General features: G+C 69.5%; 28 protein-coding genes. 13 read left to right on the top strand and 15 right to left on the bottom strand.

The window, feature by feature from the left end; translation table 11 throughout:
• Window position 1: 1 nt before the first annotated feature.
• Genes ACHMXA_RS13095 through ACHMXA_RS13105 form a run of 3 tightly spaced genes read right to left on the bottom strand, consistent with a single transcriptional unit; the run spans window position 2 to window position 3,109 of the window.
• Complete coding sequence (locus tag ACHMXA_RS13095; RefSeq protein WP_176664774.1) at window positions 2-955, bottom strand: DMT family transporter; 954 nt, start codon at window positions 953-955, stop codon at window positions 2-4.
• Window positions 956-1,000: 45 nt separating this feature from the next.
• Window positions 1,001-1,498 carry a methylated-DNA--[protein]-cysteine S-methyltransferase gene (locus ACHMXA_RS13100; protein ID WP_176664775.1) on the bottom strand — a complete coding sequence of 166 codons (498 nt, stop codon included), beginning with the start codon at window positions 1,496-1,498 and terminating at the stop codon, window positions 1,001-1,003.
• 6 nt (window positions 1,499-1,504) lie between these two features.
• The gene (locus ACHMXA_RS13105; protein ID WP_176664776.1) at window positions 1,505-3,109 is read right to left on the bottom strand and encodes a DNA-3-methyladenine glycosylase 2 family protein; all 1,605 of its coding nucleotides are present in this window, start codon (window positions 3,107-3,109) and stop codon (window positions 1,505-1,507) included.
• Window positions 3,110-3,222: 113 nt separating this feature from the next.
• Here ACHMXA_RS13105 and ACHMXA_RS13110 point away from each other — a divergent pair, with 113 nt between their 5' ends.
• Together ACHMXA_RS13110 and ACHMXA_RS13115 are read left to right on the top strand one after the other, a co-directional pair.
• The gene (locus ACHMXA_RS13110) at window positions 3,223-4,605 is read left to right on the top strand and encodes a phosphomannomutase/phosphoglucomutase (protein ID WP_176664777.1); all 1,383 of its coding nucleotides are present in this window, start codon (window positions 3,223-3,225) and stop codon (window positions 4,603-4,605) included.
• 12 nt (window positions 4,606-4,617) lie between these two features.
• Complete coding sequence (locus tag ACHMXA_RS13115; RefSeq protein ID WP_176664778.1) at window positions 4,618-6,009, top strand: 3-deoxy-D-manno-octulosonic acid transferase; 1,392 nt, start codon at window positions 4,618-4,620, stop codon at window positions 6,007-6,009.
• Between the two features lie 37 nt (window positions 6,010-6,046).
• Here ACHMXA_RS13115 and ACHMXA_RS13120 read toward each other — a convergent pair whose 3' ends face one another.
• From ACHMXA_RS13120 to ACHMXA_RS13135, 4 genes are read right to left on the bottom strand one after another with little or no spacing between them, the layout of a single operon-like run.
• Window positions 6,047-7,597 (bottom strand): TolC family outer membrane protein, encoded by a 1,551-nt coding sequence (locus ACHMXA_RS13120; RefSeq protein ID WP_395320922.1) that lies wholly within the window; start codon window positions 7,595-7,597, stop codon window positions 6,047-6,049.
• 22 nt (window positions 7,598-7,619) lie between these two features.
• Window positions 7,620-7,964 carry a rhodanese-like domain-containing protein gene (locus tag ACHMXA_RS13125; RefSeq protein ID WP_176664780.1) on the bottom strand — a complete coding sequence of 115 codons (345 nt, stop codon included), beginning with the start codon at window positions 7,962-7,964 and terminating at the stop codon, window positions 7,620-7,622.
• A 19-nt stretch (window positions 7,965-7,983) separates the two neighbouring features.
• Entirely contained in the window at window positions 7,984-8,661 is a 678-nt protein-coding gene (locus ACHMXA_RS13130; RefSeq protein ID WP_176664781.1) for a protein-L-isoaspartate O-methyltransferase, read from the bottom strand.
• Between the two features lie 21 nt (window positions 8,662-8,682).
• A complete protein-coding gene (locus tag ACHMXA_RS13135; RefSeq protein WP_176664782.1) occupies window positions 8,683-9,405 on the bottom strand; it encodes a TetR/AcrR family transcriptional regulator in 723 nt (240 codons plus the stop codon).
• Between the two features lie 101 nt (window positions 9,406-9,506).
• On the opposite strand from ACHMXA_RS13135, the gene msrA reads away from it, so the two are divergent.
• From msrA to ACHMXA_RS13165, 6 genes are all read left to right on the top strand, one after another.
• Window positions 9,507-10,058 (top strand): peptide-methionine (S)-S-oxide reductase MsrA, encoded by a 552-nt coding sequence (gene msrA / locus ACHMXA_RS13140; protein ID WP_176664783.1) that lies wholly within the window; start codon window positions 9,507-9,509, stop codon window positions 10,056-10,058.
• 23 nt (window positions 10,059-10,081) lie between these two features.
• Window positions 10,082-10,462 carry a hypothetical protein gene (locus ACHMXA_RS13145; RefSeq protein ID WP_176664784.1) on the top strand — a complete coding sequence of 127 codons (381 nt, stop codon included), beginning with the start codon at window positions 10,082-10,084 and terminating at the stop codon, window positions 10,460-10,462.
• A gap of 81 nt (window positions 10,463-10,543) precedes the next feature.
• Window positions 10,544-12,652 carry a TonB-dependent receptor gene (locus tag ACHMXA_RS13150; RefSeq protein ID WP_176664785.1) on the top strand — a complete coding sequence of 703 codons (2,109 nt, stop codon included), beginning with the start codon at window positions 10,544-10,546 and terminating at the stop codon, window positions 12,650-12,652.
• A 157-nt stretch (window positions 12,653-12,809) separates the two neighbouring features.
• Window positions 12,810-13,763: an AEC family transporter gene (locus tag ACHMXA_RS13155; RefSeq protein WP_395320926.1), complete on the top strand. Its 954-nt coding sequence runs from the start codon at window positions 12,810-12,812 to the stop codon at window positions 13,761-13,763.
• Window positions 13,764-13,906: 143 nt separating this feature from the next.
• Window positions 13,907-14,323, top strand: a complete 417-nt coding sequence (locus ACHMXA_RS13160) for a hypothetical protein (protein WP_395320927.1) — start codon at window positions 13,907-13,909, stop codon at window positions 14,321-14,323.
• Entirely contained in the window at window positions 14,317-15,528 is a 1,212-nt protein-coding gene (locus ACHMXA_RS13165) for an OmpA family protein (RefSeq protein ID WP_176664788.1), read from the top strand. Before ACHMXA_RS13160 ends, ACHMXA_RS13165 begins: the two co-directional genes overlap by 7 nt.
• Window positions 15,529-15,540: 12 nt before the next feature.
• On the opposite strand, the gene pdxH is transcribed toward ACHMXA_RS13165, so the two are convergent.
• Window positions 15,541-16,194, bottom strand: a complete 654-nt coding sequence (pdxH, locus tag ACHMXA_RS13170; protein WP_176664789.1) for a pyridoxamine 5'-phosphate oxidase — start codon at window positions 16,192-16,194, stop codon at window positions 15,541-15,543.
• 29 nt (window positions 16,195-16,223) lie between these two features.
• Here pdxH and ACHMXA_RS13175 point away from each other — a divergent pair, with 29 nt between their 5' ends.
• Entirely contained in the window at window positions 16,224-16,793 is a 570-nt protein-coding gene (locus ACHMXA_RS13175; RefSeq protein WP_176664790.1) for an NTP transferase domain-containing protein, read from the top strand.
• Window positions 16,794-16,821: 28 nt separating this feature from the next.
• Here ACHMXA_RS13175 and ACHMXA_RS13180 read toward each other — a convergent pair whose 3' ends face one another.
• Entirely contained in the window at window positions 16,822-17,361 is a 540-nt protein-coding gene (locus ACHMXA_RS13180) for a superoxide dismutase family protein (RefSeq protein ID WP_176664791.1), read from the bottom strand.
• Window positions 17,358-18,056, bottom strand: coding sequence for a gamma-glutamylcyclotransferase (locus tag ACHMXA_RS13185; protein ID WP_176664792.1), 699 nt, complete (start codon window positions 18,054-18,056; stop codon window positions 17,358-17,360). Before ACHMXA_RS13185 ends, ACHMXA_RS13180 begins: the two co-directional genes overlap by 4 nt.
• A 135-nt stretch (window positions 18,057-18,191) precedes the next feature.
• Here ACHMXA_RS13185 and ACHMXA_RS13190 point away from each other — a divergent pair, with 135 nt between their 5' ends.
• From ACHMXA_RS13190 to ACHMXA_RS13205, 4 genes are all read left to right on the top strand, one after another.
• Complete coding sequence (locus ACHMXA_RS13190) at window positions 18,192-18,755, top strand: OmpA family protein (RefSeq protein WP_176664793.1); 564 nt, start codon at window positions 18,192-18,194, stop codon at window positions 18,753-18,755.
• 195 nt (window positions 18,756-18,950) lie between these two features.
• On the top strand, window positions 18,951-20,801 hold the full coding sequence (edd, locus tag ACHMXA_RS13195) for a phosphogluconate dehydratase (protein ID WP_176664794.1): 1,851 nt from the start codon (window positions 18,951-18,953) through the stop codon (window positions 20,799-20,801).
• Window positions 20,802-20,855: 54 nt separating this feature from the next.
• On the top strand, window positions 20,856-21,491 hold the full coding sequence (gene eda / locus ACHMXA_RS13200; protein ID WP_176664795.1) for a bifunctional 4-hydroxy-2-oxoglutarate aldolase/2-dehydro-3-deoxy-phosphogluconate aldolase: 636 nt from the start codon (window positions 20,856-20,858) through the stop codon (window positions 21,489-21,491).
• Between the two features lie 11 nt (window positions 21,492-21,502).
• Window positions 21,503-22,234: a haloacid dehalogenase type II gene (locus ACHMXA_RS13205; RefSeq protein ID WP_176664796.1), complete on the top strand. Its 732-nt coding sequence runs from the start codon at window positions 21,503-21,505 to the stop codon at window positions 22,232-22,234.
• 16 nt (window positions 22,235-22,250) lie between these two features.
• Here the strand turns inward: ACHMXA_RS13205 and ACHMXA_RS13210 are convergent, their stop codons facing one another.
• From ACHMXA_RS13210 to ACHMXA_RS13230, 5 genes are all read right to left on the bottom strand, one after another.
• Complete coding sequence (locus ACHMXA_RS13210; RefSeq protein ID WP_176664797.1) at window positions 22,251-22,805, bottom strand: DUF1697 domain-containing protein; 555 nt, start codon at window positions 22,803-22,805, stop codon at window positions 22,251-22,253.
• Window positions 22,806-22,827: 22 nt separating this feature from the next.
• The gene (gene gloA / locus ACHMXA_RS13215; RefSeq protein WP_019654873.1) at window positions 22,828-23,241 is read right to left on the bottom strand and encodes a lactoylglutathione lyase; all 414 of its coding nucleotides are present in this window, start codon (window positions 23,239-23,241) and stop codon (window positions 22,828-22,830) included.
• A 66-nt stretch (window positions 23,242-23,307) separates the two neighbouring features.
• The gene (locus ACHMXA_RS13220) at window positions 23,308-23,991 is read right to left on the bottom strand and encodes a glutathione S-transferase family protein (RefSeq protein WP_176664798.1); all 684 of its coding nucleotides are present in this window, start codon (window positions 23,989-23,991) and stop codon (window positions 23,308-23,310) included.
• Between the two features lie 112 nt (window positions 23,992-24,103).
• Window positions 24,104-24,787: an ABC transporter ATP-binding protein gene (locus tag ACHMXA_RS13225; RefSeq protein WP_176664799.1), complete on the bottom strand. Its 684-nt coding sequence runs from the start codon at window positions 24,785-24,787 to the stop codon at window positions 24,104-24,106.
• A complete protein-coding gene (locus tag ACHMXA_RS13230) occupies window positions 24,784-26,466 on the bottom strand; it encodes an iron ABC transporter permease (RefSeq protein WP_176664800.1) in 1,683 nt (560 codons plus the stop codon). The genes ACHMXA_RS13225 and ACHMXA_RS13230 overlap by 4 nt, the downstream gene beginning before the upstream one ends.
• Window positions 26,467-26,528: the final 62 nt, after the last annotated feature.

Genomic DNA, 26,528 nt, shown 5'->3' on the forward strand with positions numbered 1-26,528 from the left:
CTCAGGCTGCGGCCTTGCGCGGCCAGCCGGGCTTGACGATGCCGGTCGACAGCGCCACCCCGCACACGATCACCAGCGCGCAGATCAGCATCCACTGCGTGATGTTCTCGCCGAGGAACACCGCGCCGTAGAAGAGCGCGAACACCGGCACCAGGAAGGTCACCGTCAGGGCGCGGGCCGGGCCGGCGCGCTCGATCAGCCGGAAGAACAGGATGTAGGCCACCCCCGTGCAGGCGATGCCTAGCGCCAGCAGCGCGAGCCATGCGCGCAGGCTCGGCATCTGTGGCGGCCAGAACAAGAAGGCGGGCAGGGCGAGGAAGACGGTGGCGCCGATCTGGCTGCCGGTGGCGGTGGTGAGCGCGGGCACGCCGCCCAGGTAGGCCCGCGTGGCGCTGGCCGAGATGCCGTAGCACAGGCACGCGCCCAGGCAGGCCAGCACGGCGAAGAGCGCGGCATTGCTGCTGGCGCCGGCGTGCAGGCCGGCACTGCGGCTGGCGAGCATCGCCACGCCGGCGAAGCCGATCAGCAACCCCACCAGGCGCCAGTTCGCGGGGCGCTCGCGGAACCAGGCCCAGGCCACCAGCGCGCCGAACATCGGCACGGTGGCGTTGAGCACCGCCGCGAGGCCGGTGTTGATGGTCAGCAGCGCGAAGCAGAAGAGCGCGAACGGCATGCCCGAGTTGAAGACGCCGACCAGCAGGCTGGCCTTCCAGTGCTTCGCGAGCGACGGCCCCTGGCCGCGCAGCAGCGCGATGGGCAGCAGGAACAGCGCTGCAATCGCCACCCGCACCGCGGCCGTCGGCAGCGCGCCGAACTCGGCGGCGCCGATGCGCATGAACAGGAAGGATGCGCCCCACAGCGCGCCGAGCAGCACGAGGTCGATGAGCCAGGCAGTGGGGGCGAGGGGCTTGGCGGCGGTGGTTGGCGTGGCGGCGTTGTTGTTCGTTGTGCTCATGAGTCCTCGGTCGTTCTCTTCTTTTCTGCTGCACACCCGGATGGCTCAGATCGCCTTTTCGAGCTGCAGCAATGCTGTCTTGCGTTCGAGCCCGCCAGCGTAACCGGTCAGCGAGCCGTCCGAGCCGAGCACCCGATGGCAGGGCACGATCACGCTGATCGGGTTGCGCCCCACGGCCGCGCCCACCGCGCGCACCGCGGCCGGGTTGCCCACGTTGATGCTCAGGGCTCCGTAGCTGGTGGTGGCGCCGGTCGGAATGGCCAGCAGCTGCTGCCACACGCTCTGCTGGAAAGCCGTGCCGTGCGACAGGTCGAGCTTCATGTCGAAGCTGTCGCGCCTGCCGGCGAAGTAGTCGCGCAGTTGCGCGCCCGCCTCGACCAGCGCGGGGTGGTCGTCCTTCGCGATCCAGCCGGTGGTGTCGGGCCAGTGGCGCTGCTGGTCGAACCAGACGCCGGCCAGTCCCTGGTCGGTGGCCGCCATCGTGATGCCGCCCAGCGGCGTGTCGATGTGCGATGTGTAGATGACTTTGCTCTTGAACTTCATGACGCTTCAGGCTGCGACGCCTGCCGTTGCAACAAGGGGAGAACCGGCGTCGTTCGCCGGAACAGGAGAAGGGGCCGCACCGGGCGCATGCCAGGCCCGCAGTACCGCGTAGCTGCGCCAGGGCCGCCAAGCCTGCGAGGCCTCGCTGGCGGCGCGGGCGGTGGTCACGCCCAGCGCCTTCTGCAGCGCGACGTCGCCGGCCGGAAAGGCGTCGGGCCAGCGCAGCGCGCGCATCGCGATGTATTGCGCGGTCCAGGCGCCGATGCCGGGCAGCTCCTGCAGCGCGGCGATGGTGGAGGGCACGTCGGCCCCCGCATGGAGCGCCAGCTTGCCGGAAGCGACTTCGCGCGCGATGGCCTGCAGCGCCGTCTGCCGTTGCCGCACGATGCCGAGCCGGCCCAGCTCGTCGCCGCTTGCGGCGGCGATGGCCGCTGGCGTGGGAAAGAGCCGGTTCAGCCCTTCGACGGGCGTGGCCAGCGTTTCGCCGAAGGCCTCGACCAGCCGCGAGCCCAGCGTGCGCGCCGCGGCCACCGTGATCTGCTGGCCCAGCACCGCGCGCACCGCGAGCTCGAAGCCGTCGAGCGCGCCGGGCACGCGCAGTCCGTCGCCGTGCGGGAAGGCCGCGTGCAGCGCCGCATTGATCGCCATCGGCTCGGCGTCGAGGTCGAACAGCGCGCGGGCCCTGCTGATGACGATGGGCAGCACCGCGGCCAGCGAATCGCTGACGGACAGCAGCATCTGCTCGCGCTCCATGTCGAAGCGCAGCTGCAGCCAGCCGGCGTGGGCCTGCCCGCCGTGCTGGATGCGCAGCGTGCGGGTCAGCTTCGAAAAGACCGGCGTGCTGCCCTTGGCGGGCTCCTTGCCGTCGGCCGTGGAGACGACCTCCACGCCGCGCAGCGCACGGCGCGCGAAGAAGCCGAGCATCGCGTTGGCGTCGTAGGGCGGCCGCAAGCCCAGCCGCACCTCGATGGCCCTGCCTTCGCCGCCTTCGGCGATGGCGCCGCCGGCCCGTCGCAGTGCGCTGGGGTTCAGTCCGTAGTGCTCGAGAAAGGCCGCGTTGAAGCGCCGCACGCTCGCGAAGCCGCTGGCCAGCGCCACCTGCGTCATCGGCAGTCGCGTGTCGGCGATGAGCTGCTTTGCGGCCAGCAGGCGGCGCGTCTGCAGGTATTGGAGGGGCGAGACGCCGAACTGCGCCTCGAAGATGCGCCGCAGGTGGCGGTCGCTCACGCCCAGGCGGGCCGCGATCTGCGCCGCGCCGGGGCCGTCTTCCGACCAGGCGTCGGGCTCGTCGATCAGCCGCGCAGCCTGCTGCGCGAGGATGCGCGATGCGTCTTCGGTCGACCAGGTGGCTGCGCCTGAAGCACGAGGAGCGAGTTCGGGCCGGCAGCGCAGGCAGGGGCGGAAGCCCGCGGCCTCGGCCTGTGCCGCATGGCGGAAGAACCGGCAGTTCTCGCGCCGCGGCAGCTTCACGCGGCAGACCGGGCGGCAGTAGATGCCGGTGGATGTCACCGCGGTGAAGAACGACCCGTCGAAGCGCGCGTCATGCGTCTTCATCGCCAGGTAGCAGGCGTCGCTCTCGAGCGCTTCGGTGGAGGTGTGGTTGGCGGGCATGGAGAAATGATACGGTTTCGACTCGTTTCAACTGGCCGTTTTCGGACATGTGGGCACCCTGGGCCTTGCCTACAATGCCCCGTTTACAAATCCATAGCAGGGAACCGCCTTTCATGCAGCTCAGCGCGTCGATCTTCAAGGCCTATGACATTCGCGGCATCGTGCCGGCCACTCTCGATGAGGAGGTGGCGGAAGCGCTCGGCAGGGCCTTCGGCAGCGCCGCCCGCGCGGCTGGCGAGAAGTCGGTGGCAGTGGGACGCGACGGCCGCCTTTCGGGCCCCTCGCTGGCCCAGGCGCTGATCAAGGGCCTGGTGGCCACCGGCATCGAAGTGATCGACGTCGGCGCCGTGACCACCCCGATGCTGTACTTTGCGGCCCACACGCTGTGCACGAGCGGCATCCAGGTCACCGGCAGCCACAACCCCAAGGACTACAACGGCTTCAAGATGGTGCTGGCCGGCCGCGCGATCTACGGCGACGAGATCCAGGGCCTGCGCAGGACCATGGAAGCCGGCTCCGCCCAACTCGCCCCGGGCGGCAGCGTGCGCAAGGTCGACGTGACCCAGGCCTACATCGAGCGCATCGCGGGCGACATCAAGCTGGCGCGGCCGATGAAGATCGTGGTCGACTCGGGCAACGGCATCGCCGGCGCCTCGGCCCCGGCCATCTTCCGCGCCCTGGGCTGCGAGGTGACCGAGCTCTACAGCGAGGTCGACGGCAACTTCCCCAACCACCATCCCGACCCCAGCAAGCCCGAGAACCTGAAGGACCTGATCGCGGCGCTCGCCACCGGCGACGCCGAACTGGGCCTGGCCTTCGACGGCGACGGCGACCGCCTGGGCATCGTCACCAAGGACGGCCAGAACATCTTCCCCGACCGCCAGATGCAGCTGTTCGCGCAGGACGTGCTCTCGCGCGTGCCCGGCGGCACCATCGTCTACGACGTGAAGTGCTCGCAGCGCCTGGCGCCGGCCATCGAGGCGGCGGGCGGCAAGCCGATGATCTTCAAGACCGGCCACTCGCTCATCAAGGCCAAGATGAAGGAAATCGACTCGCCCCTGGGCGGCGAGATGAGCGGCCACATCTTCTTCAAGGAGCGCTGGTTCGGCTTCGACGACGGCACCTACGCGGGCTGCCGGCTGCTCGAGATCCTGAGCAAGAGCCCGGACGCGAACGCCGTTCTCAATGCGCTGCCCACGAGCTTCTCGACCCCCGAGCTGAACGTGGCCTGCGCCGAGGGCGAACCGCACGCCGTGGTCGACAAGCTGGTGAAGAGCGCGAATTTCGCGGCCCCCGCCAAGGTCTCGACCATCGACGGCCTGCGCGTCGACTGGCCCGATGGTTTCGGGCTGATCCGCGCTTCGAACACCACGCCCGTGCTGGTGCTGCGCTTCGAAGGCCAGACCGATGCCGCGCTCAAGCGCATCGAGGCCGAGATGCTGGCGCTTCTGAAAACCGCCAAGCCCGACGCCAAGGTGGGCGAAGCCGCCCACTGAACAGCCGAGCCCGTGCGTTCCCTGCTGCTGCGCCTCTACGGCGCCTTCACCACCGTCGTGCAACCGCTGGTGCGCCGCAAGCTGCGGCGCCGCGCGGAGGCCGAGCCGGGCTATGGCGTGGCCGTGGAGGAGCGCTTCGGCTACTACGACGAAGCCACCACCGGCCAGGCCCAGTGCTGGGTGCATGCGGTCTCGCTCGGCGAGACGCGCGCGGCCGCGATCCTGATTGCCGAGCTGCGGCGCCAGTATCCGGGCGTGCCGATCCTGCTCACGCACGGCACGGCCACCGGCCGAGAGGAGGGCGCCAAGCTGCTTGAGCCTGGCGATACGCAGGTCTGGCAGCCCTGGGACACGCCGGGCGCAGTGCGCCGCTTCCTCGACCGCTTCCAGCCGCGCATCGGCGTGCTGATGGAAACCGAGGTCTGGCCCGAGATGACGGCCGCCTGCGCCGAGCGCCGCATTCCGCTGGTGCTGGCCAACGCGCGTCTCAACGAGAAGTCGCTGGCGGCGGCCGAGCGCCTCGCATGGCTGGCGCGGCCCGCATATTCGTCTCTCACGGCCGTGTGGGCGCAGACCGAAGCCGATGCGCACCGGCTGGTGTCGCTGGGCGCCAAGGTGGCCGGCATCTACGGCAACCTGAAGTTCGACGCCACGCCCGACGCGCGCCAGCTCGCCACGGCCGCCTCGCTGCGCGAGCGCCTGCCCAAGCCGATGGTGGTGCTCGCAAGCTCGCGCGACGGCGAGGAGCGCATGCTGCTCGAAGTGCTCAAGCGCTTCGGCGCGACGTCGCCGGTGCCGCCGGAGCAGGGCGCGATCCGCTCGATTTCCAAGCGCGTGCACGACGTGCAATGGATGATCGTGCCGCGCCATCCGCAGCGCTTCGACGAGGTCGCGGCGCTGATCGAGGCCGAAGGCTTCGCGGTGGCGCGCCGCAGCGCCGCCGGCCAGCCGGCCGAGGCCGAGATCTGGCTGGGCGACTCGCTGGGCGAGATGGCGCTGTACTACGGCCTGGCCGACGTGGCGCTGCTTGGCGGCAGCTTCGAGCCGCTGGGCGGGCAGAACCTGATCGAACCGGCGGCCTGCGGCTGCCCGGTGGTGATGGGCCCGTCGACCTTCAATTTCGCGGAGGCGGCGCAGCTCTCGCTGGCTGCCGGCGCGTCGCTGCGCGTCGAGGGCATGGAGCAGGCCGTGACGGCCGCGCTGAAGCTGGTCGAAAACCCCGAGCGCCGTGCCGCGATGGCGCAGGCTGCGCTGGCTTTTGCATCCTCGAACCGTGGAGCGGCCGAGCGCACGGCGGCTGCCGTGCTGGCGATTGCGCAGGCGGCCGAGCCGGTGGACACGGTGAATGCGCCGCTGGACGACGATCCGCAACAACCGCCGCGCGCGGAACCCACGCTGGACTGAATTGCCTCCGGCTCCTTCCCCCTCTGGGGGGGAAGGCTCAGCGCACCGGCGGATTCAAAATGACCGGCGGCACGGGTGCCGTCGGCATCGTTGGCGCCGGGGGATTGAACTGCGGCGTCTGCACCGGCGGAACCACGGGAATGCTCTGCGGCGCCACGGGCACCGCGGGCGAAGTCGTGCCGCGGTCGGGGCCGATGGCCGGCGGCACGGCCGGCACGCTGCCGCTGCTCGCCAGCGTCGCGTTGATCGCGTTCATGTCGTCGGTGGTCAGCGTGCCGTTGGCCTGGCGTAGCTTCAGGTTGCCCAGCAGCACGTTGTAGCGCGCCTGCGCGAGGTCGCGCTTGGTCTGGTAGAGCTGGCTCTGCGAGTTCAGCACGTCGATGTTGATGCGCACGCCGACCTGGTAGCCGAGCCGGTTGGCGTCGAGCGCGCTCTGGCTGGAGGCCTCGGCCGCTTCGAGCGCCTTCACCTGCCCCGCACCCGAGACGAGCCCGAGGTAGGCCGCGCGCGTGGCCTGCGCCACGCTGCGGCGCGTGCCGTCGAGCACGCTGCGCGACTGGTCTTCGAGCGCCAGCGTTTCCTTGATGCGGTTCTCGGTGGCGAAGCCGGCGAAAAGCGGCAGGTTGAAGGTGACGCCCACCGTGGCCGCGTTGACGCGCGTGCCCACGGTGCTCGTGCTGGTGCCGGTCGGGTTGCGGGTGACGTTGTAGCCCAGGTTGGCGTCCAGCGTGGGCTTGTGGCCGGCCTTGGCCTTGTCCACCTCGAGTCCGGCCACGTCCAGGCCCAGGCGGGCCTGCCGGATGGCGGGATGCGCCTCGTCGGCCTGCGAGACCCAGGCGTTGATGTCGGCGGGCGTCGCCGTCGGCAGCACCACGGGCACGGCAAGCGGCACCGGCACGCTGCCGGGACGGCCGACCAGTTGGTCGAGCACCACCTTCTTCACCTGCAGGTCGTTCTCCGCCGCGATCTCCTGCGCGATCACCAGGTCGTAGCGGGCCTGGGCCTCGCGCGAATCGGTGATGGTGGAGGTGCCTACCTCGAAGTTGCGCTTGGCCGAAGCCAGCTGCTCGGCCACGGCGACCTTCTGCGCGCGCACGAGCGCCAGGCTGTCCTGGCTCGCGAGCACGTCGAAGTAGGCCTGGCTCACGCGCACGATCAGGTCCTGCTCGGCAATGGTGAGCACTGCCTGAGCGATATCGGCCTGCCGCTTGCCCTGCTCGTAGGTGGCCCAGTTGGCGGGCCGGTACAGCGGCTGCGTGGCGTTGATGCCGACGTTCTGCGTGGTGAAGTCGCGCGAGGCCGAGGTGCCCCGGCCGGCGCCCGTGAGGGTGTCGATGTCGAGGTCGCTGCGCGTCACGCCGGCCGTGAGCCCCACGGCGGGCAGGATGCCGGCCTTGGCCTGCGCGGCGCGGGCGATGCTCGCGTCGTACTGGGCTCGTGCGCCCTGGTAGGTGGCGTCGAAGCCGCGGGCGGATTCGTAGAGTTCGTTCAGTGTCTGGGCCTGGGTCAGGGCCGGCGATGCGAGCAGGACTGCGAAGGTGGTTGCGAGTGCTGCGGAAAGAGGCGAAAGCCGGGGCCTGGGGGGCATTGAACGTCCTTGGGGGAAAGAATCAGTAGCGCGGGACCGATGGGTCGTGCGAGGACCAGGCGTCGATGCCGCCCGCCACGTTGGCGAGCTGGTCAAAGCCGTTCTGGTTCAGGAAGGCGGCCACGCGCTGGCTGCGCGCGCCGTGATGGCATAAGCAGGCAATCCTGAGTTCGGGTTGGCCGTCGCTCAGCTCGGCCAGCCGCCCGGGAATCTCGTTCATCGGAATCGCCACCAGGGTGAAGCCCTGGGGCGCGACGCTCGCCGTCTGCAGCTCCCAGGGCTCGCGCACGTCGAGCAGCACGGGGGCTGCGTCGGCGTTCTGCGCGAACCAGGCGGCGAGGTCGGCGGGGCGGACTTGGTCGATCATGCTTCGGTCAACCGTCTGCTCAGAACGAGAAGCGCGAGGGCTCGGGGAAATTCAGCAGGCGCGGGGCCACCGTGTCCCAGGGCTGGATGGTGTCCCACTTGCTCTCGCTGGTGCGGGTGACGAAGTGCGCGCGCATCATCGGCTCTTCGCCCACGATGGCCGAGAGGCGGCCGCCGACCTTCAGCGAACCCAGCAGGTTCTGTGGAATGCGCGCGACGGAGCCGCTGAGCACGATCACGTCGAAGCTGGGGCCGCTGGGCAGGGGCACGGCGCCGTCGGCATTGCGCACTTCGACGTTGGTCACGCCGTTGCGGCGCAGCGTCTCGGCGGCGCGGGCGGCCAGCACGGGGTTGATTTCGAGCGAGAGCACCTGGGCGGCGCGGGCGCCCAGCAGGGCGGCCATGAAGCCGGAGCCGGTGCCGATCTCGAGCACGCTCTCGTGCTTCTGGATGTGCAGGTCCTGCAGCGTGCGGGCCTCGACCTTGGGCGACAGCATGATCTCGCCGGGCACGGAGCCGTCGAGCAGCGGCAGTTCCATGTCGAAGAACGAGAGGGTGCGGTGCGCGTCGGGCACGTAGTCCTCGCGGTGGATCTGGGCCAGCAGCTCGAGGATGTCGTTGTCGAGCACGTCCCAGGGACGGATCTGCTGCTCGATCATGTTGAAGCGCAAGCGCTCGAGGGTGGGGGTGGGGTTCATGGCGTGGCTTTCCTTGTGGGCTCAGGACAAACCTTCAATTTTAGGTGCCGCCGATGACACCCCCGGTTCGGTCGGCCTTCCGGGACGCACGCTGAGGCCGTTGATCACCACTTCGGCCTGGGTCGCCAGGTACTTTTCGGGGTCGAGCGCCGCGGCGCCGTCGACGCAGACCATGGCCGAATGCTTCCAGAGCATGAGAAAGACCATGGGCGCGACCACCGAGTAGATCGCGTGGTCGACGTCCATCGGCGCGAACTCGCCGCTGTCGATGCCGCGCTGGAAGATGCGCCGCAGCAGGTCGTGGCCGGGCCGGACCACCTGCTCGCGGTAGAACTCCGCGAGCGCGGGAAAATTGGCGCCCTCGCTCATCATGAGCTTGGTCAGGCCCGAGGCCTGGGTCTTGCCGACGCGTTCCCACCATACGGTCATGCAGTAGCGCAGCATGTCGGCGGTGGTGCCCTCGAAGGCCTCGAACTCGGCATTCCACTCAGTGAAACGGCCGCCGAGGTTTTCGACGACCACGGCCTTGAACAGCTCTTCCTTGCTCGGGAAGTAGAGGAAGAGGGTGCCCTTGGAAACCCCGGCACGCGCCGCCACTTCTTCCGAGCGTGTCGCCGCAAAGCCCTTTTCCACGAACAGATCGAGCGCGGCCGCCAGCAGTTCGCCGGGGCGTGCCTCTTTCCGGCGCTCGCGCTTGGCGCGCACCGGGCAGATCTTGTCGACGAAGGAGCGGGGCGTAGGCATGTCTTAATGACTCGTTGGTTAGTAATGTAGTGACGGGCATCCGTCACGTCAAGCCGCGACAATATCGGGTTCGCCTTTTCAACCTCCGCCGGAGCAGCACCATGTCCACTTCATCGTCGCCCACCGAAACCATCGTTCTGGGCGGGGGCTGCTTCTGGTGCACCGAGGCGGTTTTCGACCGCGTCCAGGGCGTGCTCGACGTCGAATCGGGCTACTGCAACGGCCAGACCATCAATCCGAGCTACGAGCAGGTCTGCACCGGCCGCACCGGCCATGCCGAGGTGGTGAAGCTCGAATTCGACCCGGCGCAGATCAGCCTGCGCGAGATCCTCGAGATCTTCTTCGTCGTGCACGACCCGACCACGCTCAACCGCCAGGGCAACGACGTCGGCACCCAGTACCGCAGCGGCATCTACTACACGGACGATGCCCAGAAGCAGGTGGCCGAAGACGTGATCCGCGAGATCGAGGCCAGCAAGACCTACCGCTCCCCCGTGGTCACCGAGGTGGCGCCGCTTTCCAACTACTCGGCGGCCGAGGCCTACCACCAGGACTACTTCCTGAACAACCCGAACCAGGGCTACTGCGCGTTCGTCGTGGGCCCGAAGGTCGAGAAGTTCCAGAAGACCTTCGCCTCGCGCCTGAAGGCCTGACCGGCCGGCCAACCCCCTTTTCCGTGCACCTCGCCATCCGCCAGCACCGCACCCGCTCGACCCGCGCGCTCGTGTTCGCGCTGGCGGTCGCGCTGTGGTTCGCGGGCACGCTGGGGCTGATGCACCGTGCCCTGCACGTGCCGGGCCTGCCAGCCGCGGCGGAGCAGGCGTTGCAGGTCGCCCACAAGCATGCCGGGCACCAGCTGGCCGGCCTGTTCGGCGATCACACCGATGCCGAGTGCCGGCTGTACGACCAGCTTTCCCACGGCTCGGCCGCGCCCGGCGTGCCGCTGGTGGTGCTGCCGATGCTGCTGCCGTCGGCCACCTTCGCTTTCCTGCAGGGCGAGGCCATCGCCCGCTGGGTCGCGCTGTTCGACGCGCGCGGCCCGCCTTCCACTCGCTGAATCCCCTGTTCCCGATTGCTGCTGCACCCGCTTCGCGCGCGGTGGCGGTCGGTCGTCTCTTGATTCACCGAGTGTCCATTCATGACCCCCAATTTCCGTCGCAACGCCATCGGCGTTGCCGTTCTTTCGCTTGCCTCCTTCGCAAGCATGGCCCAGGCGCAGGCAACTGATGCCGCCCCGGCCGCCCAGCCCCAACCCGCCGACGCCGCGAGCCTGCGCGAGATCACCGTCACAGGCAATCCGCTCGGCGCCTCCGAACTGATCGCGCCGACCACCACGCTCTCGGGCGACAAGCTTCTGCTGCGCTCCGAATCGACCCTCGGCCAGACGCTGGACAACGTGCCCGGCGTGAGCAGCAGCTACTTCGGCCCCAACGCCAGCCGGCCGATCATTCGCGGCCAGGACGGCGACCGCATCCGCATCCTGCAGAACGGCGGCGCCGCGCCCGATGCTTCGTCGCTCAGCTACGACCATGCCGTGCCCGTCGACTCGCTCGTCACCGAGCGCATCGAGGTGCTGCGCGGCCCGTCGGCGCTGCAATACGGCGGCAGCGCCGTGGGCGGCGTGGTCAACGTGATCGACAACCGCATTCCCACGGAGCCGATCAACGGCTTCGGCGGCCGCGCCGACATGGGCTATTCCACCGGCAACAAGGAGAAGAACGGCGGCGTGGTGCTCGAAGGCGGCAACGACCGCGTCGCGGTGCACGTCGACGCCTTCAACCGCGACTCCAAGGATGTCTCGGTGCCGATCACGCTCGAATGCAGCAAGCCCGGCTCGCCCTGGACTGCGCGCAAGATCTGCAACTCCGCCAACGAGGCGAACGGCGGCGCGTTCGGCGGCACGGTGTTCTTCGACCAGGGCTACATCGGCGCGTCGGTCAGCAGCTACCGCAGCAAGTACGGCACGGTCGCCGAGGACGACGTGACCATCAACATGAAGTCCGACCGCTACGCGCTGGAAGGCGAATGGCGCCCGGGCGGCTTCATCAGCAGCATCCACGCCAAGCTCAGCCACACGAACTACCGCCACACCGAGTTCGAGGGCGGCACGCCCGGCACCACCTTCTCGAACATGAGCAATGACCTGCGCATCGAGGCGCGCCACCAGAAGATCGGCAACTTCGAGGGCCTGGTCGGCTTCAGCAGCGAGACCAACCGCTTCGCCGCCGATGGGGAGGAAGCCTTTGCGCCGCATAGCCGCACGCGCACCAACGCTCTGTTCCTGTTCGAGGAATACGGCACGTCGTGGGGCCGCCTGAGCTTCGGCGCGCGCAGCGAGCAGGTGCGCATCCGCTCGCTGGGCTATCCGGACGATCCGACGGTGACACGCTTCGCCATCGGCGAGCGCACCTTCAATCCGCACAGCGCGGCATTCGGTGCGCTGGTGAATCTCGCGCCGCAGTGGCAGCTGACCTCGAACCTCGCCTATACCGAGCGCGCGCCCAAGGACTACGAGCTGCTGGCCAACGGCCCCCACGTGGCAACGGGCGCCTGGGAAGTGGGCGACCCGAACCTGAAGAAGGAGAAGTCCACCGGCTTCGACCTGGGCGCTCAATGGAAGTCGGGCCCCAATACGGCCCGCGTGAATGCCTATGTCACGCGCTTCAGCAACTACATCGGCCTGACGGCGACGGGACGCAGCCTCGACGAGGAAGGCAACGTGGCCGAGCCCGGCGCCACCGATACGCTGGCCGAGTACGTCTACGGCGGCGTGCGCGCGCGCTTCACCGGCATCGAGGCCAACGGCAACCTGCGCCTGCTGGGCTCCGACGGCTTCGCGCGCATGGGCGATGCGGGCACGCTCGACCTGGAGTGGCGCGGCGACATCGTGCGCGCCAAGAACCTCGACACCGGCGAGCCGCTGCCGCGCATCGCGCCGCTGCGCCTGGGGGCCACGCTGGCCTACAACAACGGCCCTTGGGGCGCGCGCTTCGGCTTCGACTACAACGCGGCGCAACGCCGCGTGCCCTCGGTGGGCGCGCGCGAGACCGATGCCTACACGCTGTGGAACGCCGCCATCACCTACCGCATGAAGGTGCAGCGCGCCAACCTCACCTGGTACGCGCGCATGGACAACATCACCAACAAGCTGGCCTACAGCGCGACTTCGATCCTGACGACGACGGTGTATCCGAACGCGCCGCTGCCGGGCCGCTCGATGAAGGTCGGGCTGCGCGTGACGTTCTGATCGGTGCCTGTCTCCCTCCCCCTCTGGGGGAGGGCAGGGGTGGGGGCAAGCGGCGTCCGATGAAGCCGCAGCCATTCAAGCGCCGCCTGCCCCCATCCCGACCTTCCCCCAGAGGGGGAAGGAGCAAGGCGACTGACCCCTCGGCTATCCTCGCCGGGTGAATTCCTTCGTCATCTCCTCGCTCGTCCCCGTGGTCGTGCTGATCGCCGTGGGCTACCTGGCCGGCAAGCGGCGCTGGATCGGCGGCGGCGCGGTGAAGGATCTTTCTCACCTCATCTTCCTGCTGCTCGCGCCGGCGCTGCTGTTCCGCGCAATGAGCACGGTGCACGTCGAGCAACTGAGCCTCAAGCCGGTGGCGGCGTACTTCATCGCCTCCGGCCTGCTGTTCGCGGGCACGCTGGCGCTGCGCGGATTCAACCGCACGGCCGCGGTGATCGCGCTGGCCAACACCTACAGCAACACCGTGATGATCGGCATCGCGCTGATCGGCCTGGCCTACGGCGAGGCGGGCATGGTGGTGCTGCTCACGCTGATCTCGCTGCATTCGCTGGTGCTGCTGACCAGCGCCACCGTGGTGCTGGAGCTGGCCGTGGCGCGCGAGCAGGCCGGAGCCTCCGGCGGTGAGAAGCGTCCCTCGATGGCGCGCACCGTGATGCGCGCGCTGCGCAACGCCATCATCCATCCGGTGCCCTTGCCGATCATCGCGGGCCTGCTTTTCGCGCAGACCGGGCTGGTCATGCCCGAAGCCATCGACAAGCCGATCCAGCTGCTGGGCCAGGCCTTCGGGCCGATCGCGCTGGTGATGGTGGGCATCACGCTCGCGCTCACGCCCATCGGGCGGCACTGGCGCGGCGCGCTGGTGCAGGCGCTGGTGAAGAACTTGCTGCATCCGCTGCTGGTGGCGCTCATCGGCTGGCTGCTGGGCGTGCGCGGCATTCCGCTCACGGTGATGGTGGTGGCTGCGGCGCTGCCGATCGGCGCCAACGTGTTCCTGTTCTCGCAGCGCTATCGCACGGCCGAAGACCTGGTGACGGCCAGCGTCGCCGTCTCGACGGTGCTGGCGCTGGCCACGCTCACGCTCGTGATGATGTGCGTGCAGTGGCTGCGCTGAGTCCTTCGCGCTCATCCCCATAGCCTGCCGCGCACTTTCGCGTTAGCACCTTGGCGCTTTCACGCGGCGCGCCTATGCCGTTCGGCAGGGTGGCCGTTTGGCGAGATGCCGCGCGGCCTTCCGGCCCCTACATTTGCCGGCTGATGATTCACCCGGCGCGCTCTTCGGCCCTTCTTGCTATGGCGGTGGTCGCGACGGTGATCGCGCTGCACGGCCGTCCCGTGCGGGCCGCGGATGCCGCCGAGGCCAAGCCATGCCGCACGCCGTGCCTGTCGGCGAACGTGCCGCGCGAGCCGGCCGAATCGTCCGGCGCCGGCAAGGCCGAGAAGGCGGATAAGGCGGACAAGGCGGAGGAAATGCCGTCGAAGCCGAAGCCGGCGGCCAGGGCACGCCCGCAGCCGGTCGCGCCGCCGCCGTCGGCACCCCCTCCGGTGCAGAGGGAGGCCGCAGCGGCACCGCGCCCCGCGCCGTCGAAGCGCTGCAGCGAAATCAACATGCGCGCCGCCGTCGGCGAGCCGCTGTCGGACCAGGACATGAAGACATTGAGGAGCCAATGCTGATGACGACCACCATCCAACGAGCCCGCCTGGCGCTGCGCATGCTCGCGCTGTGCGCCGCCGCCGTGCTTGCCGCGGCCTGCGCGCACCGTCCCGCGACCGGCAACGCGATGCCCTTCGACCAGGCTGTGAACCAGGCGGTGGACGACCTGATGGTGCAGACGCAGAAGCTGCCGGCATTCCTGGCCAAGGTGGAGTCGACGCTCACGCAGCGCCGCATCGTGATCGACCCGCTGCTCGAGGGCGCGAGCGGCCAGCAGACCGAGGTGACGCGCGTGGCCGAGCAGCGCATCGTCCAGCGCATGCAGGCGCAGTTCAAGCAGTTCACCGTCTCGCCCTTCAACGCCACGGAGATCGGCAACGCGCAGTACGTGCTCAACGGCACGCTGGTGCGCGACAAGGACGCCTCGGGCGCGCCCTACAGGCTGAACCTCGCGCTCACCGAGATCAAGAGCGGCGTGGTGATCGCGCAGTCGGTGACGCGCATCAGCGACGCCTCGCTCGACACCCGCCCCACCGCCTTCTTCCGCGACAGTCCGGTGAACGGCAAGGACCGCGGCGTGGAGGGCTACATCCGCACCGCCGAAACGCAGCCCGGCCAGGCCGCAGACGCCCTGTACCTGGAACGCCTGCCGACTGCCACCGTGCTGCAGGAAGCCACCGCCGCCTACGAGGCCGGCCGCATGAGCGAGGCGCTGAGCCGCTACGAAGCTGCGTCGAAGCGGCCCGACGGCCAGCAGCTGCGCATCTACAGCGGGCTGTACCTCACGCAGTCGCAACTGGGCCGCACGGCCGATGCCGAGAAGACATTCGGCACCATCGCCCGGCTGGGGCTCGAAACCAACAACCTGAGCGTGAAGTTCCTGTTCAAGCCGGGCTCGACCGACTTTCTTTCCGATCCGAAGATCAGCGCCGCCTATCCGATGTGGCTGCGCCAGATCGCGCGGCAGGCAGCGCAGATCGATTCTTGCGTGGTGGTCACGGGCCACACCAGCCGGACCGGTTCAGAAGCGGTGAACGAGCGGCTGTCGCTGCAGCGCGCGACCAGCGTGAAAGCAAAACTGGTGGGCGAGGCCCCGCCGCTGTCGAAGAAGCTGCGCGAATCGGGCATGGGGTTCCGCGAGAATATCGTCGGCACGGGCGCCGACGATGCGAGCGACGCACTGGACCGGCGCGTCGAATTCAAGGTGGTCGGTTGCGAGGCTTGACGACGATCCGCTTCACGGAGCCAGGCGCTCGCGCACCCAATCCGCGCCCTCGAGCCTGTAGCGCAGCCGGTCGTGCAGCCGGCTCTTGCGGCCCTGCCAGAACTCCCAGCGGTCGGGCACGAGCCGGTAGCCGCCCCAGTGCGGTGGGCGCGGCGGCGAGAGCAAATGCCTGGCTGCGAACACGGCGGCGTTCTTCACCAGCACCTCGCGGCCGCTGATCACTTCGCTCTGCGGGCTGGCCCAGGCGCCGATGCGCGAATCGAGCGGACGGCTCGCGTAATAGGCGTCGCTTTCATCGGCGCCGGCCTTTTCCACGCGGCCCTCGATGCGCACCACGCGCTCCAGCTCGACCCAGTGGAACTGCAGCGACGCATACGGGTTGCCCGCGAGCTCGCGGCCCTTGCGGCTCTCGTAGTTGGTGTACCAGACGATGCCGCGCGCGTCGTAGCCCTTGATGAGCACGATGCGGCTCGATGGCCGCAGGTCGCTGCCCACGGTGCACAGCGTCATCGCGTTGGGCTCGGGCACCTGCGCCTCGACGGCCTCGGTGAGCCAGCGTTCGAACTGCCTGAGCGGATCGTCGGCGCTGCGGGTCTCGTCGAGCTCGGCGCGCTCGTAGCTCTTGCGCAGCGCGGCCAGCGCGTCTTTGGAAAGAGGGGAAGTCATGCCGGGATTGTTGCGCACATACTCGGCCCATGACGACGCAGAAGGCGAATTCCCCGGTGGTGATCGTGCTGGCCTCGGGCCGTGGAGAGCGCTTCATCGCGGCCGGCGGCACCGGCTCCAAGCTCAGGGCGCTGCTGGCCGGCAGGCCGGTGCTGGAGCGCACGCTCGACGCGGTGCGCGCCAGCGGCTTGCCCTGGCACGTGGAAGACGCCGGGCACCCCGGCATGGGCGATTCGATAGCGGCCGCCGTGCGCGCCACGCCGGGCGCGGCGGGCTGGCTGATCCTGCCGGGCGATCTGCCGCTGGTGCGGCCGCAGACGCTGCACGCCGTGGCGGCCGCCCTGGGCGGCGCGGTGAATGCCGTTCAGCCGCAGTATCGGGGGGAGCGGGGCCACCCGGTGGGCTTCGCCGCCGTGTGCGGCGCACAGCTGGCGGCGCTGGAGGGTGCGGCCGGCGCGGCGTCGGTCCTGCGAGCGATGCGTGCCACCGGTTCGGTCACCGACCTCGCGGTGGACGACGTGGGCGTGGTCACCGACATCGACACGCCCGAAGCGCTGGCGCAGGCCGAGGCGCTGTGGCTGGCGCGCGAGGGCGCCTAGCCTTCCTTTTCTTCTCTGTCTTCTGCCGTCAGGGCTTCGCGATCACCGAGCAGGCGATGCGCGGGCCCGAATTGCCCGCGGGCTGCGTCGTGAAGTCGTCGGGGTCGCGGTGCACCACCAGCGCACGGCCGATCACGCTGTTGGCGGCACCCGGGGTGAGCGAGATCGAGTGGTCTTCGAGGCTGAAACGCGCCACGCCGCTGGAATCGGCCCGCAGGCTGGGCAGTTCGCCCGCATGGCTGCCCGGCGCGCCGAACTTGCCGTGCGTGCCGCCGGTCGGGTTGAAGTGGCCGCCCGAGGCGTTGCCGTTGTCGCCGCAGTCGCCCTTTTCGTGGATGTGGAAGCCGTGCTCGCTGCCCGGCACCAGGCCGCGCACTTCGCCTGCCACGCGCACGCCGTGGTCGAGGGCGGTGAAGGTCACCGTGCCGCGCGTCGGGTTGGGCGTGATCGCGGCGGTCGGCACCAGCTCGACGGCGGTGCTCGGCTTGCCGCCCATGCTGCCGCAGGCGGCCAGGAGGGCCGAGGCGAGGAGGGCGCCGCCGGTGGCGATGAGACGACTTTGGTTCATGTGTTTTCCTTGTTGGATCCGGAAGGTTGGGATGAAGACTTGTCTGCCGACCCCGGAACATATACCGGAGCCTGCGGCGCATCGCAATCAGCCGCATTCTCCGATGCGAGCTGCTGCTTCACTTCGGCCAGCGCCACCAGCCGCGCCAGCGCGGCATCGTGGATCGAATGGCGCTGCAGCTCCAGCAGCGTCTGCTGGGCGTAGTCGAGCGAGCTACCGTAGCGGCCCACGGCATTGGCGAAGATGTGGCGGTAGCGCTCGTCGCTGAGTTCGCCCGTGAAGTTGGGGCTGCGCCGCGAGAGCGTGAAGGCCAGCGCGCGCACATCGCCCTGGGCGGTGCCGCAGCGCAGCCATTTCGGGTCGTACACGCCGGTGGGCATCTCGCGCAGCCAGAGCCGGCGCAGCGTTTCGAGGCCGTCGGCCTTCGGCACGCGGAACACCATGCCGCGGCAGCTACCGCCGGACAGCAGCCCGAACACGAGGCCGGGCGTCTGCACGCTGCCGCGGTTCACGCGGCTCCACATCTTCAGCGCGCGGTGCCAGCCGTGCACCCAGGCCGGGCGGCGCTCGGTGAAGCCGAATTCGGGCCGCCATATCAGCGAGCCGTAGCCGAAGAGCCAGAGGTCCTCGTGCCCGCCCCAGTCGGCGATGGCGCGCTCGAGCATGGGCTGCGGGTCGCGCAGGGGCCTGGGCATGGGATCGAGTCCCGGCGGACCGGGGTTCGGGGCAGGGTCCGACACGGGCGTGACGGAAGCGGCACCTACAATTTCCTGATCATGGTTCACCGCACCATTATTTACCGGCCACTTCCCTACGGAGCAAGACCCCCGATGAGCGACGACGACAGCCAGCAGAACTTCATCCTCGGATTCGTCATGGCGCTGATCGCGCTGGTGATCTTCTTCGTGATCGGCATCGTGCTCTGGCACAAGGCCCACACCAACGCGGCCAACGTGGCGGTCGCCAAGCCCGCTGCGGCTGCGGTGGTGATTTCGGCGCCGCCCGCCGGCGCGGCGCCCAAGGTGGCAGAGGTCACCGAGACGGTGACCGTGGTCATCCCCGACGGCGCGAGCATCCGCGTGGTCGACGGCGTGGTGAACTTCTACTTCGCGACCGGCAGCGCCGACCTCGCGCCGGGCGCCGCCGAAGCGCTGGCCGCGGTCATCAAGGGCGTCGAGAGCGGCCGCAAGGCGGTGATCTCGGGCTTCCACGACACCACCGGCGACGCCGCCATCAACGAGCAGCTCGCGAAGAAGCGCGCCGAGATGGTGCGCGACGTGCTCGTGGGCCTGGGCGTGCCGGCCGCCAAGGTCGATCTGCAGAAGCCCGCCGTCACGGCCGGTTCGGGCAACAACGCCGAGGCGCGTCGCGTCGAGGTCAAGCTGGTCGACTGAAAGCCCCTTGCGCCTATTCCCCAGGAAGCCCGGCCACGCCGGGCTTTTTTGCGTGTGCTTCGTCACAGGATGCAAACGGGTAAATTCGTATTGCCCTGCGCTCGGATTTCATCGGGCCCGCACGCCTGGCTTGTTACCATGGCCTTCCAGGCCCACAGTCGCTCCGGCGACATGCAGCAGGAGCCATCGACCCCCATGAGCAGCAGCACGAACCCCACCGTCCGCGACGTCACCGATCGCATCCGCGAGCGCAGCCAGGGGCTGCGCAGCGCCTACCTCGCCCGCCTTGCCGAAATCCGCAACCGCGACCGCGGCTCCGACCGCATGGGCTGCGCCAACGTCGCGCATGCCGTGGCCGGCATTCCGGCCAACGACAAGTTCCGCGTGGTCGCCGAGCGCGCGCCCAACATCGGCATCGTCACCGCCTACAACGACATGCTCTCGGCCCACGCGCCGTACCAGGGCTACCCCGACATCATCAAGAACGAGGCCCGCAGCCTCGGCGCCACCGCCCAGGTGGCCGGCGGCGTGCCCGCCATGTGCGACGGCGTGACCCAGGGCACGCCCGGCATGGAGCTGAGCCTCTTCAGCCGCGACGTCATCGCGATGAGCACTGCCGTCGCGCTCACGCACGACATGTTCGACGCGGCGCTGATGCTCGGCGTGTGCGACAAGATCGTGCCGGGTCTGCTGATCGGTGCGCTGCACTTCGGTCACCTGCCCACGGTTTTCGTGCCGGCCGGCCCGATGCCCTCGGGCCTGTCGAACAGCGCCAAGTCGAAGGTGCGCGAGCAGGCGGCGCAGGGCCTCGTCGGCCGCCAGGGCCTGCTCGACGCCGAGATGGCCGCCTATCACACGGTCGGCACCTGCACCTTCTACGGCACCGCCAACAGCAATCAGATGCTGCTGGAGGCCATGGGCCTGCACGTGCCGGGCACCGCGTTCATCCAACCCGGCGACGCGATGCGCGAGACGCTCACGCGCGAGGCGGTGCGCACCGTGCTTGGCAAGGCGGGCAACGCTCCGTTCGACTGCCCGCCCATCGGCGAGATGGTCGACGAGCGCTGCATCGTCAACGCCATGGTCGCGCTGCTCGCCACGGGCGGTTCCACCAACCACCTGATCCACTGGGTGGCCGTGGCGCGCGCCGCCGGCATCCTGATCGACTGGGACGACTTCTCCAAACTCTCCGACGTGGTGCCGCTGCTGACCCGCGTGTACCCCAACGGCAGCGCCGACGTGAACGAGTTCCAGGCCTCGGGCGGTCCGGGCCTCGTGATCGGCGAGCTGGTCGATGCCGGCCTGATGCACGCCGACGTGCTGACGGTGCGTTCGGGCGGCATCCGCGAATTCGCGAACATTCCGTCGCTGACGGAGCAAGCCGGCGAGCAGGACCAGAAGCGCCTGCAATGGACGCCGGGCGCCGCGCTGCAGAACGATGCCGTCACCCGTACCGTCGCCAATCCGTTCAGCGCTACCGGCGGCCTCAAGCTGCTGAGCGGCAACCTGGGCCGCAGCGTCATCAAGGTGTCGTCGGTGCCAGACGACCGCCACGTCATCGAGGCGCCCGCGCGCGTGTTCGACTCGCAGGCCGCGCTGCAGAAGGCGTTCACTGCCGGCGAGCTGGAGCGCGACGTGGTCTGCGTGGTGCGCTGGCAGGGCCCGCAGGCCAACGGCATGCCCGAGCTGCACAAGCTGACGCCGCCGCTGTCGGTGCTGCAGGGCAAGGGATTCCGCGTGGCGCTGGTCACCGACGGCCGCATGAGCGGCGCCTCGGGCAAGATCCCGGCCGCGATCCACGTCTCGCCCGAGGCCGCCGCCGGCGGGCCGCTGGCCAAGGTGCGCGACGGCGACCTGATTCGCCTCGATTCGGTAGCGGGTACGCTCGCCGTGTTGCTGCCCGAGGACGAATGGGCCGCCCGCGAGGTCGCCACCATGTCCGAGGCGCAGCGCGTCGCCGACGGCCACGGCCTCGGCCGCGAGCTGTTCGCAGGCATGCGCCGCAATGCACTGGCCGCCGAGGAGGGCGCCTGCACCTGGCTGTGACCAGGGGCGGTCCTCACAGAGCGCGATGCATACGTAACCGATTGGAGCCAGCAAATGACTGAAAAACTCACCCCCCTCGAAGTGATGCGCGACGCCCCGGTCATTCCGGTGATCGTGCTCAACGACGTGAAGGACGCCATCCCGCTCGCGCGCGCCCTCGTGGCCGGCGGCATCCGCATGCTCGAGGTCACGCTGCGCACGCCGCAGGCGCTGCAGTGCATCGAGGCCATCGCCAAGGACGTGCCCGAGGCCGTGGCCGGCGCTGGCACCATCCGCAGCGCCGCCGACGCGCAGGCCGCGGCGCTGGCCGGCGCGAAGTTCGGCGTGAGCCCGGGTTACACGCGCTCCGTCGGCAAGGCCTGCCACGACATCGGCCTGCCGCTTCTGCCCGGCGTTGCCACCGGCAGCGAGATCATGACGGCGCAGGAAGACGGCTACACGCAGCTGAAGTTCTTCCCCGCGCTGCAGGCCGGCGGCCTGCCGATGCTCAAGGCATGGCAGGGCCCGTTCGGCGACGTCACCTTCTGCCCGACCGGCGGCATCCATGCCGGCAACGCGGCCGAGTTCCTCGCGCTGTCGAACGTGGCCTGCGTGGGCGGCTCGTGGATCGTGCCGACCGACGCGATCCGCGACGGCGACTGGGCCCGCATCGAGCAGCTCGCACGCGCCGCGAGCCAACTGTCGCGCTGAGCGCCGCCGCCATGAGCAGCGCGGATTTCGACGCGAGCGATCTCAAGGTCATCGCATTCGACGTCTTCGGCACGGTGGTCGACTGGCACAGCGGCATCGCCGCCGAGGTCGAGCGCGTGTTCCCGGGCATCGACGGCGCGGCCTTCGCGCTCGCGTGGCGCGCCGGCTACCAGCCCGCCATGAAGGCGGTGATGGAGCGCATCGCGGCGGGCGAGGGCGGCTTCACGCTGCTCGACGAACTGCACCTGAGCATGCTTGACCAGGTGCTGCACGACTTCAGCCTGGCCGACAGCATCGAGGCCGGCGCCAAGCGCGACCTGAGCCGTGCCTGGCACCGCCTGCCGGCCTGGCCCGATTCGGTGGACGGGCTCTCGCGGCTGAAGAAGAAGTTCACCATCTGCACGCTGTCGAACGGCAACATCGGCCTGCTCACCGAGATGGCCAAGCGCGCGGGCCTGCCCTGGGACTGCATCCTGTCGGCCGAAGTGTTCAAGGCCTACAAGCCCGACCCGCGCACCTACCTTGGCGTGGCGGGCGTGTTCGATGCGACGCCCGGCCAGGTGATGCTGGCCGCCGCGCACCATGACGACCTCGCGGCCGCGCGCGCCTGCGGCCTGAAGACGGCCTACATCGAGCGCCCGCACGAGTTCGGCCAGGCCCGGCCGAAGGACGTGTCGCCGCAGCCGGACAACAACCTGCACGCCCGCGACATCGACCACCTGGCCGATCTGCTGGGCTGCTGATCGATCAACGAATCAATCAGTCGGTGAGAAGTTTCTCCACCGTGCGCAGGTTGCGCGTGGTGGTGCTCGACTTGTAGCGGGCCTTGCCGAGCAGCTTGGCCACCGGCGTATCGAGGCTCTCGCCGCGCGGGCACTGCCAGTACAGAACGCCCTTGCCGCGCTCCAACTGCTCGGTGGCGGCATCGACCGCGCCGGCCTTTTCCATGATCTCGTCGAGCATCGCCTTGTCGGAGCCGAACACGATGTACGGATGGCGCTCCTCGTCGATGCGTTCGAAGGGGTAGGCGGTGGCGATCTCGGCCAAGGTCTTCTGCGTGAGCAGCACGATCCACGCGTCGTAGCCGAAGCGCTTGCGCAGCGCCTGCTCGATGCGGGTGCGCAGCGCGGCGCCGCTCTCGTCAGAGTCGAACAGCACGTTGCCGCTGGCGAGCACCGTGCGCACCGCGCCGAAGCCCAGTTCGACGAAGAGCGCCTTCAGCTCGGCGCTCTTGATGGTGATGCCGTTGACGTTCACGCCGCGCAGCAGCGCGACATGGCGCGTTGCCGCGGGCTGTTTCTTCGTGGCTGCCATGGCGGGGTCGGCGGCGCGGCCCTCAGCGCAGGCCGCCGCCTGCGGCGTTCTCGTCGCGCTGGATGAGTTCGATCTTGTAGCCGTCGGGGTCGGTGACGAAGGCGATCACGGTGGTGCCGCCCTTGACCGGGCCGGCCTCGCGCGTCACGTTGCCGCCGGCGGCCTTGATCTTCTCGCAGGCCGCGTAGGCATCGGGCACGCCGAGCGCGATGTGGCCGTAGGCGGTGCCGAGCTCGTAGCTCTCGGTGCCCCAGTTGTAGGTGAGCTCGATCTCGGCCTGGTCGGGGTTGCCGTTGCCGTAGCCGATGAAGGCGAGGCTGTATTTGTACTCGGGGTTCTCCGAAGTGCGCAGCAGGTTCATGCCGAGCACCTTGGTGTAGAAGTCGATGGAGCGCTGCAGGTTGCCGACGCGCAGCATGGTGTGGAGGAGTCGCATCTCGTGGTGCCTTGTTCGTAGTCGTGGAGAGGGAAGCCCGCTATTGTGAGCCTGCGGGCGCCGCGATCAAGCGGCCAGGGTCAGCAGGTGGGCCTGGTGGCGCTTCAGGAACTCCATCAGGTGCTGCGGGTACTCGGGCACCACCGCGTTGCGCACGCTGGGGCGCGCGGCCAGTGCCTTGCGCCATGCATCCACCTTGGGCAGCGAATCGAAGATGAGCGAGTCGCTGATCGCATCGAACACCTCGAAGTAGCGGAACACCGGCGCGAAGACCGCGTCGACGAGGCTGAAGCTGCCGCCCGCGAAGTAGGGACCTTCGCCCAGCGCCGCCTCCACACGCTGGAACTTGGCCAGCAGCGCCTGCCGCTTCTGCTCGAACACGGCTGCGTCCTGCGTGGTCTCGTAGCCCCAGAGGTCGCCGAGGATGGCCGAGCCGAACTCCATCCATGCGCGGTGCTCGGCGCGGGTGAGCGGGTCTTCAGGGTGCAGGCGCGCGCCGGACTGCGTTTCTTCGAGATACTCGCAGATAACGTTGCTTTCGAACAGCACGGCCTCGCCGCCGTCAGGCCGGCGCACCTTCAGCAGCGGCACCTTGCCGAGCGGAGAGATGTCGAGGAACCACTGCGGCTTGCTGGACAGGTCGATCACCACGCGTTCGAAGGGCACGTTCTTCTCGTGCAGGGCGATCGCGGCGCGCTGCACGTACGGGCACAGCAGGTGGCTGACGAGGGTGAGGGCTTGTTGCGTCATGGGGCTTTCCGTTCTTTTCTTGCTTGGCTGGTGTGGGTCTGGAACGCCGCGATTCTTGCGAGCCGGAACAACCTTTTCCCGGAAAGCCCATTCGTGAAACGGGCGGCTTGTGCTAGGCCGCCGTATCGAGCCAGTGCGTGATCCGTCCGCCGTGCATCACGCCGATGCGGTCGGCCATCGCGTGGGCTTCGGCTTCGTTGTGCGTCACGAGGATGGCCGTCTGCCCGGCCTGCTTGAGGATGCCGCGCACTTCCGCCGTCAGCCGCTCGCGCGTGCCGCCGTCGAGGTTGGAGAAAGGCTCGTCGAGCAGCAACAGGGCGGGCGAGGGCGCGAGCGCGCGGGCGAGCGCGATGCGCTGCTGCTGGCCGCCGGAGAGCTCGTGCGGATAGCGTTCGCCTGCATCGGCAAGGCCGACCAGCGCGAGCATCTCGGCCACGCGCGACTGCTGCTCGGCGCGGCCCAGCCGGCGCAGGCCGAAGGCCACGTTCTTCGCGGCCGAAAGGTGCGGGAACAGCGCGTATTCCTGGAACATCATGCCCACGCGCCGCTGCTCGGGCGGCAGGTGCTTTTGCGTGGACGACAACAGCACGTCACCGAGGCGGATCGTGCCGGCGCGCAGCGGCTCGAAGCCCGCGATGGCGCGCAGCACCGTCGTCTTTCCGCAGCCGGAAGGGCCGAAGAGGCAGGCGATGTCGCCCGCGTCCAGCGCCAGCGAGAAGCCGTCGACGACCGTGTGCGGGCCGCGCGGCGTGTCGTAGGCCAGCCTGATCGCGTCGAGATGCAGTGGGGAGCTCATGTCGGTGTCTTCTCGGCGGCCAGTGTGGCCGAAGGCGTGCCCAGCTGGTTGCGCGCGAGCAGCACCACGGGCAGCAGGCCGGCCAGCACGATGGCGAGCGCGGCGATGGCGCCTTCCTCGTAGGTGCCGCGCGCGGCCTCGGCATAGAGCCAGGTGGCCAGGGTGTCGAAGTTGGCGGGCCGCAGCAGCAGTGTGGCCGGCAGCTCCTTCATCGCGTCGACGAACACCAGCAGCGCGGCGGAGGCCATGGCGGGGCGAAGCAGCGGCAGGTGCACGCGGCGCAGCGTGCCGGCGGTGGTTTCGCCGAGCAGGCGCGAGGCCTGCTCGATGGCGGGCGGGATGCGCGAGAGCCCCGCCTCGATGCCGCCGACCGGCATCGCGAGAAAGCGGATCGCGCAGGCCACGACCAGCACCATGCCGCAGCTCATGAGCGGCAGCCCCTGCCAGCCGAAGGCCGTGGCCAGGGCCGCGTCGAAAGCCAGCGCCGGCGTGAGCAGCCCGATGGCCAGCACCGTGCCCGGCACCGCGTAGCCCAGCGTCGCAGCGCGCGCCTGCCAGCGGGCACGGCCGGGGCCGGAGCCCTGGCTGCGCGCAGCCCACGCCACGACCAGCCCGGCCGCCACCGCGACGGCGGTGACCCCCGCGGCCAGCGCCAGCGTGTTGCCCAGGCTCGCGACCAGTCCTTGCGAAATGCCGCCGCCCTGGCGCAGCCGCTTGGCGCTTTCCCAGACCAGGTAGGCAGCGGGAGCCACGAAGCCGATCAGCACCGGCAGCGTGGCTGCCGTCGTCGCAGCCCAGGCCGCAGCGCCGCGCAGCCGCCGCGGCTGCACCGCGCGCATGCGCTGCGCCGAGCCGAAGCGCTGGTGCCGCCGGCCGTTGCGCTCCAGCCAGACCAGCGCGATCACCACGAAGAGCATCGCGCAGGCGATCTGCGCTGCGCCCGCGAGGTCGGAGCGCGTGATCCATGTGGTGTAGACCGCGACCGTGAGCGTGTTCACGCCGAGGAATTCGGAAGCGCCGATGTCGTTGAGCGTCTCCAGCAGCGCGAGGCTCAGCCCCACCGCCAGCGCCGGCCGTGCCAGCGGCAGCGCCACGCGGAAGAAGGCGCCGCGCCGGCTTTCGCCGAGCATGCGCGCCGCTTCCATGAGGTGCGCGGGCTGCGTCATGAACATCGCGCGCGCCGTCATGTAGACGTACGGGTAGAGCACGAAGCCCAGCACGAAGATCGCGCCGGGCATCGAGCGCAGATCGGGCAGGCGGAACTGCCGCGGGCTGTCGAAGCCCAGCATCCAGCGGATCGCGCCCTGCACCGGGCCGATGGGGTGCAGCAGGTCGAGATACGCGAAGGCGACGATGTAGGTCGGCATTGCGAGCGGCAGCAGCAGCGCCCAGTGCAGCATGCCGCGTCCGGGGAAGTCGTGCGCCGTCACCAGCCAGGCGCAGCCGGTGCCGATCACCAGCACCAGCGTGCCGACGCCCGCGAGCAGCACGGCGGTATTGAGCGTGGCCTGCGGCAGCACGTGCGCGAACAGCGGCCCCCAGTGGCCGAGGCCCGAGCCGAATGCCAGCCACGCCAGCGTGAGCACCGGCGCGAGCACGCCGATGGCGATCAGGAAAGACGCGCAGCGCCAGGCCGGGCCTGCGGCTTGCAGGCCCGCGTACCGACCGCCTATGTTCATGCGAAGCAAAAGATGCCTATGCGCGCGCTCTGGTTTTTGCGATTAACACCGTGGAACCGGCT

The sequence above is a fragment of the Variovorax sp. UC74_104 genome (genome assembly GCF_044055375.1).
GTDB lineage: Bacteria > Pseudomonadota > Gammaproteobacteria > Burkholderiales > Burkholderiaceae_C > Variovorax.